Annotated in this window: 7 protein-coding genes; 4 read left to right on the forward strand and 3 right to left on the reverse strand. The window is 69.5% G+C overall.

Translation table 11 applies throughout. The features are described from left to right. The 3 genes from J7E68_RS14550 to J7E68_RS14560 all read right to left on the reverse strand — a co-directional run. Nucleotides 1-388: uracil-DNA glycosylase (locus J7E68_RS14550; RefSeq protein ID WP_215173734.1), on the reverse strand; the 388-nt coding region annotated here is incomplete at its 3' end. Nucleotides 389-391: 3 nt separating this feature from the next. Further along, on the reverse strand, nt 392-1174 hold the full coding sequence (locus J7E68_RS14555; RefSeq protein ID WP_215173736.1) for an SDR family oxidoreductase: 783 nt from the start codon (nt 1172-1174) through the stop codon (nt 392-394). A 55-nt stretch (nt 1175-1229) separates the two neighbouring features. Next, entirely contained in the window at nt 1230-2153 is a 924-nt protein-coding gene (locus J7E68_RS14560) for a DMT family transporter (RefSeq protein WP_251049019.1), read from the reverse strand. Nucleotides 2154-2187: 34 nt separating this feature from the next. On the opposite strand from J7E68_RS14560, the gene J7E68_RS14565 reads away from it, so the two are divergent. The 4 genes from J7E68_RS14565 (at nt 2188) to J7E68_RS14580 (ending at nt 6602) form a co-directional block, all read left to right on the forward strand. Beyond that, on the forward strand, nt 2188-2778 hold the full coding sequence (locus J7E68_RS14565; protein ID WP_215173737.1) for a TetR/AcrR family transcriptional regulator: 591 nt from the start codon (nt 2188-2190) through the stop codon (nt 2776-2778). A gap of 143 nt (nt 2779-2921) precedes the next feature. Continuing rightward, nucleotides 2922-4244, forward strand: a complete 1323-nt coding sequence (locus J7E68_RS14570; protein WP_215173739.1) for a bifunctional o-acetylhomoserine/o-acetylserine sulfhydrylase — start codon at nt 2922-2924, stop codon at nt 4242-4244. 98 nt (nt 4245-4342) lie between these two features. Continuing rightward, nucleotides 4343-5305 carry an endonuclease/exonuclease/phosphatase family protein gene (locus tag J7E68_RS14575; protein WP_215173741.1) on the forward strand — a complete coding sequence of 321 codons (963 nt, stop codon included), beginning with the start codon at nt 4343-4345 and terminating at the stop codon, nt 5303-5305. 88 nt (nt 5306-5393) lie between these two features. Further along, a complete protein-coding gene (locus tag J7E68_RS14580) occupies nt 5394-6602 on the forward strand; it encodes a homoserine O-acetyltransferase (RefSeq protein ID WP_215173743.1) in 1209 nt (402 codons plus the stop codon). Nucleotides 6603-6635 lie beyond the last annotated feature (33 nt).

The following is a 6635-nucleotide window of genomic DNA, read 5'->3' on the forward strand; positions in this document are numbered from 1 at the left end:
GGAGCACGCCCTGGTCGCTCCACGCGGTCAGGGCGCCGGGCGGGGCAGGCGGGAGGCCGAGGGCGCTATCGAGCTCCTTGTAGATGTTCCCGAGGCTGCGCGGCAGCGGGCGAACGTGAGCGTCGACCGCGAACGACAGACCGATCGGGTGTCCGGGGGTCGGATACGGATCCTGTCCGGTGATGAGCACCTTCACGGCAGACATCGGGCGCTCGAAGGCGCGCAGCACGTGGTCGCCGGCGGGCAGGTAGCCACGCCCCTCTGCCTGTTCCTCGCGCAGCCGCTCTCCGAGCGCGGTGATCGTGTGCTGCGCCGGGGCGAGAGCGTCGGCCCACTCCGGATCGATCACTCCGTCGACGGCGAGCTCGGCGAGAGTCCGCGGTGTCATCGCTCAGTCGATCGGTCGCACGCGCAGCGGACCGCGGGCGAGCAGGTGGTTCGCCGACTGCGCGACCGGACGCATCGTGATGAGATCGAGGTTGACGTGCGCGGGGGCGTCCAGCGCGTAGGCGATGACATCCGCGACGTCTTCGGCGCGCAACGGCGCCTCGACGCCGGAGTAGACGGCTTCGGCGGCGACCGAGTCGCCCCCGAGGCGGTTGAGCGTGAACTCCTCGGTGTGCACCATTCCGGGTGCGATCTCGGCGACGCGGATCGGCTCGCCGTTGAGTTCGAGACGGAGAGCGTGCACGAGCATCGCCTGCGCGGCTTTGGCTGCGTTGTAGCCACCACCGCCCGGGTAGGCGACCTGCGCGGCCGTCGAGGTCACGAACACGGTGTCGGCGTGTCCGTCGGCCGCGGCCGCCCACCGCAGCAGCGGCAGGAGCCCTGCGACCAGGCGCTGACTCGACAGCACGTTCGCGTCGTACATCCACTGCCAGTCGTCGACCGATGCGTTCTCGACGCGATCCGTGCCGCGCGCGCCTCCGGCGACCTGCACCAGGGCGTGCACGGGGCCCGATGCCTCGAGCTCGGCGATCAGCGCGGCGACGGCATCCGGATCCGTCAGGTCGCACGCGACTGCCGATGCACCGGTCTCCGCGGCGAGCGCGGCCAATCGCGATTCGCGACGCGCCACGCCCACGACGCCCCATCCGCGGGCGCGGAGCGCGCGCACCGTCGCCTGTCCGATTCCCGAGCTCGCACCGGTCACCACTGCACGCCTGTTCACCATGCCTCCACCGTACGATGTTCCCGCCGGAATCGCGGGCGCACACCGTCGCGTCGTGTCACCCGATCGTCTGCGCCGCCGGCATCTTCGTCCGTGCCTCCCCGACGAGCACCAGTGAGACCCCCATGGCGCACAACGCGAACCCCGCGGCGGTGACGAGGGTCAGCGGCTCGCCCAGCAGGATGCTGCCGCCCAGTGACGTCGCGGGCGCGATGAGGAAGAGCAGCGCCTGCAGCGCGGTGATGCCCACGCGTGCCAGCAGCCACCAGTACAGGCCGTAAGCCGCGAGGGTCGGGAACACGGCGGTCAGCACGACGGCGAGCCAGAACGACCCCGACCCCGGAGGCACCAGCATCCCCGTCGCCGCGGCGATCACCAGGAGCAGCACCGCTGTCACCGTCACATGCACGGTCAGAGTCACGAGCACGCCCGTGTGCACCCCGGTCTTGCGCTGCAGAAGCGTGCCGACGATGAGGCAGACCATCGCGATCGCGGGCAGCGCATAGGCCGACGGAGGCGCATCGGTGGCGCCGAGCTGCGACTGCACGACGAGCAGCACCCCGATCGCCCCCACCCCGAGTCCGATCCACTGCGATCCGCGGACCCGGAGTCCGAGGATCGGTCCGACGAGCACCGCCACGATGAGCGGCTGAACCGCGTCTATCAGGGCGACGGTGCCGGTGGCGATGCCGGCGGCGACGGCGCCGTATACCGCGAGACAGTATCCGAACTGGGCGAAGAGCCCGATCGCGGATTGGATGCGCAGATCGCGGCGGCGTACTCCCCTCGCCGCTCCTGTGAGGAAGACGAGGACGAGCAGCACGACGGCCAGCGGCACGAAGCGCCACACGAGGAGCGTCAGCGGCGAGACATCGACGGTCGCGAACGCGGGGATGATGAACCCCGAGCTCCATGTGACGACGAATGCTGCCGCTGCGGCGATCGTCACCGAGGCACGAAGTACACCGATCTGTTTACTCATGGGATCGACTATACAGACTGGTATAGTCGATCCCATGACGCAGCCCGTTCCCGAGTTGGCCCCGCTCACCCCCGGAGGGAGGCGCGTGCTCGACGCCGCCTCGCATCTCTTCTACGAACGCGGCATCCACGCCGTCGGCGTCGACACGATCGCCGAGGCCGCGGGCGTCACGAAGAAGACGCTCTACGACCGGTTCGGATCGAAAGAGGCGCTCGTCGTCTCCTATCTGCAGCACCGCGATGCGCGCTGGCGAGAGCATGTCGCCGCACAGCTGGCACTCGTGCCGACCCCTGGCCCCGATCGCATCCTCGCGATCTTCGACGCCGCTGTCTCCTGGTCGGACGAGAACAGCCCCAAGGGATGCAGCGCGATCAACGCCCGCGCCGAGATCGGCGACGGCAACGACGATCACCCGGTGTTCCCCGAGGTGTCGCGCCAGAAGGTGTGGCTGCTCGATCTCTTCGCCGACCTCTGCTCCGAGGCGCAGATCACCGACCCCCGCGCCATGGCGCAGGCGATGATGCTGCTCTACGAGGGCGCGATCGTCACGGTGGGCATGGCGACGTTCGCCGAGCCGTTCCAGACCGCACGCGCGTGGGCCGCGGCACTGCTGCCCCGGCCCTGAGCTGCGAACACGTCGCGCCGGAGCCGCAGCGCGGGCAGGTTACGTCACATTTCCCACCCGCTGTTGACAGCCGCCGATATTCCGTACTGTCTCATGCAACGACATCAGTCGAATCGACCTTCCAACAGTTCCAGGGGGAACACATGTCCGCACCCGAGACCTGGCGTTTCGAGACCAAGCAGATCCACTCCGGCGCTGCTCCCGACCCGGTGACCAAGGCCCGCGCCACCCCGATCTACCAGACCACGTCCTACGTGTTCGACAGCGCTGACCACGCGGCGAACCTCTTCGCCCTGGCCGAGTTCGGCAACATCTACACGCGCATCCAGAACCCGACCCAGGATGTCCTGGAGCAGCGCCTCGCCGCGCTCGAGGGGGGCACCGGCGCCCTCGTCCTCTCCAGCGGCCAGGCGGCGTCGACGTTCGCCGTGCTGAACATCGCTCAGGCCGGCGACCACATCGTCTCGTCGAGCTCGATCTACGGCGGCACGTACAACCTCTTCAAGTACACGCTCGCGAAGCTCGGCATCGAGGTCACGTTCGTCGAGAACCAGGACGACCCCGAGGAGTGGCGCCGCGCGCTGCGCCCGAACACCAAGCTCTTCTTCGCCGAGACCATCGGCAACCCGCAGATCAACATCCTCGACATCCGCACCGTCGCAGACGTGGCGCACGAGGGCGGCGTCCCGCTGATCGTCGACAACACGATCGCCACCCCGTACCTGATCCGCCCGTTCGAGCACGGCGCTGACATCATCGTGCACTCCGTCACGAAGTTCCTCGGCGGCCACGGCACCACGATCGGCGGCGTGATCATCGACGGCGGCACCTTCGAGTGGTCGAAGAACGTCGAGCGCTTCCCGGGCCTCACCGAGCCCGACCCCTCGTACCACGGTGCGAGCTATACCGCGGCGGTCGGCGACCCTCTGGCCTACATCATCAAGGCACGGGTGCAGCTGCTCCGCGACCTGGGCTCGGCGATCGCACCGCAGAGCGCGTGGAACCTCATCCAGGGCATCGAGACCCTGTCGCTGCGTATCGAGCGTCACGTGCAGAACGCGCAGGAGATCGCCGAGTGGCTCGACGGCCGCGACGACGTCGCCTCCGTCAACTACTCGGGACTGCCCTCCTCCCCCTGGTACGCCAAGGCGAACGAGTACGCCCCCAAGGGCGTCGGCGCGGTGCTGTCGTTCGAACTCAAGGGCGGCGTCGAGGCCGGCCGCGAGTTCGTCAACAGCCTGTCGCTGTTCAGCCACCTCGCCAACATCGGCGATGTGCGCTCGCTCGTCATCCACCCGGCATCCACCACTCACGCGCAGCTCACGCCCGAGCAGCAGCTCACCGCCGGTGTCACCCCCGGTCTCGTGCGGCTCTCCGTCGGCATCGAGAACGTCGAAGACCTCAAGGCCGATCTCGACGAGGCGCTCGCTGCGGCTCGCCGTGTCTCGGAGGCAGCTCGCGCCTGATCCGACGTCAGCGACACAGGAGTGCCCCGGGCTTCGGCTCGGGGCACTCCTGTGTTCTCAGACGGCGCTCGGCCGCTGCACAGACTGCTCCCCCGAGAATGGCATCCCCTCCCGAGGAGCCCCAGATCACCACGACATCCCACCCGCCGACCCGCCGCCGCACGAACGCGCGCGCAGGGCGACTCATCGCACTCGTCGGGATCGTGGTGCTGATCGCCGTCGTGTGCGTCTGGATACCGGGCGTCGTGGGCACGGCGGCCGCAGTCGTGCTGCCGTGGTGCGGTCTCGTGCTCGGCGTGATCTCTTTCCTCGCGCTGATCGTCGCCCGCCGCGTCATCCTGGTGCTGCTCGTGCCGATCCTGGTATGGGCGCTCGCGATCGCTCCCTCCGCTGCGGGTTTCGCGTCGGGCGCCGATTCCCCGCCGGCGTCGGTCGAGATCGTCAGCCAGAACGTGCGCGCGCACTCGGGAGGAGCGGCCGAATCCGCAGCCGAGCTCGCCGCCGCCGGCGCCGACATCATCGCGCTGACCGAGCTCGACGCCGACAGCCTCGCGGCCGCACGCGACACGCTCGCCGCCGAGTACCCGCACTCGTATGCCATCGGCACGGTCGCCGTCTGGAGCCGCTTCCCGATGTCCGAGGCCGAGGCTCTGACCCTCGGCCTCGACTGGAAGCGCGCGCTGCGCGTGGTCGTGAACACCCCGGATGCCGACATCGCCGTGTACGTCATGCACGCGGCCTCGGTGCGTCCGGGGGTCCAGCACGATCGGGACGCGATGCTGACGGGTATCGCCGACGCCGTCGCCTCGGACGCCGCGGAGGCCATCGTCGTCGTCGGCGACTTCAACGCCGCATCCGCCGACCCGGCGCTCGGTGCCATCCGCTCGCAACTGGACTGGGCGAGGCCCACCGACGGCTCACTCGGCTTCACCTGGCCCGCCGCCCTGCCGCTCGCCCGCATCGACCACGTGTTCACACGCGGCATGACCGTGCTCGGGTCGACGACGATGCGGGCCGGCAGCAGCGACCACCTCGCGACGGTCACGACGCTGGCACCCTGAGCCGCCCACCACCGCCGGTTCACGTGCGGCGCACCCGGGAACCGTAACGTGCGTCCGGCAGAGCGCGGGCCACGCGAGAATGGGTTACATGGACTGGCAGACGACCTCTGAAGACACGGTGCCCTCGGCACCCGTGACGGAGGCCGACGTCCGTCTGCTCCGCGCGAGACCACCTGCGACCGGAGCCTGGCGCGATGGCGACCCGGTGGGCGGGCGACACTTCACCTCGTTCGGCGCGTTCCCGACCGAGAGCGGGGCCGAGCTCCCCGGGATCCGTGTGGCGTTCGAGACCTGGGGCGAGCTGAACGAGGCCCGTGACAACGCGATCCTCGTGCTGCACGCCCTCACCGGCGACAGCCACGTGCGCGGCGACGCAGGGGCCGGGCATCCGACCGCGGGCTGGTGGGAGGACATCACCGGACCCGGCAAGCCGCTCGACACCGACCGCTGGTTCGTCATCGCTCCGAACATGCTCGGCGGATGCCAGGGCTCCACAGGACCCGCCAGCATCGCGCCCTCGGGTTACGAGTGGGCATCGCGCTTCCCCTACCTCACCATCCGCGACCAGGTCGCGGCGCAGGTCCGTCTCGCCGACGCGCTCGGGATCGACACCTGGGCCGCGGTGATCGGCGGGTCGATGGGTGGGATGCACGCCCTCGAATGGTCCGTCTCGCACCCCGAGCGCGTCGCCCGGCTCGCTGTGCTCTCCTCTCCGCCGGTCACCACCGCCGACCAGATCGCGCTGAACACGGTGCAGCTCGAGACGATCCGGATGGACCCGCGGTTCCAGGGCGGCGAGTACTACGACCTCGCCGACGGCGACGGCCCGCACCGGGGCCTCGCCCTCGCCCGTCGCATGGCTCTGCTGAACTACCGCAGCCCGATCGAGCTCAACCAGCGATTCCAGCGATCGTGGCAGTCCGGCGTCTCACCGCTCGGCCACGGAGGACGCTTCGCCGTCGAGTCGTACCTCGATTTCCACGGCAACAAGTTCACCCGTCGCTTCGATGCGAACAGCTACATCACGCTCGTCGAGGCGATGAACTCGCACGACGTCGGGCGCGACAGGGGCGGTGTCGAAGAGGCGCTGCGATCGGTCACCGCGACCACGCTCGTGCTCGGGATCGACAGCGACCGGCTCTTCCCGGTCGACGGACAGCACCGCATCGCGCGCAGCATCCCGAACACCCTCGACGGGACCGATGCCGTGGTACTGACCAGCGACTTCGGTCACGACGGCTTCCTCATCGAGACCGAGGCCGTCGGAGGGCACCTGAGGCGCCTGCTCGCGAGCTAGAGCTCGTCGATCGTCCACGGCAGCGCACCTGTG

Origin of the sequence: Microbacterium sp. ISL-103 (genome assembly GCF_018613995.1) — a bacterium.
In the GTDB taxonomy this organism is placed as follows: domain Bacteria; phylum Actinomycetota; class Actinomycetes; order Actinomycetales; family Microbacteriaceae; genus Microbacterium.

Excerpts from the sequence above, each read along its gene's own strand:
- J7E68_RS14565 (WP_215173737.1), top strand. The coding sequence starts at position 2,188 with ATGACGCAGCCCGTTCCCGAGTTGGCCCCGCTCACCCCCGGAGGGAGG.
- J7E68_RS14560 (WP_251049019.1), bottom strand. The coding sequence starts at position 2,153 with ATGAGTAAACAGATCGGTGTACTTCGTGCCTCGGTGACGATCGCCGCA.
- J7E68_RS14555 (WP_215173736.1), bottom strand. The coding sequence starts at position 1,174 with ATGGTGAACAGGCGTGCAGTGGTGACCGGTGCGAGCTCGGGAATCGGA.
- J7E68_RS14580 (WP_215173743.1), top strand. The coding sequence starts at position 5,394 with ATGGACTGGCAGACGACCTCTGAAGACACGGTGCCCTCGGCACCCGTG.
- J7E68_RS14575 (WP_215173741.1), top strand. The coding sequence starts at position 4,343 with ATGGCATCCCCTCCCGAGGAGCCCCAGATCACCACGACATCCCACCCG.
- J7E68_RS14570 (WP_215173739.1), top strand. The coding sequence starts at position 2,922 with ATGTCCGCACCCGAGACCTGGCGTTTCGAGACCAAGCAGATCCACTCC.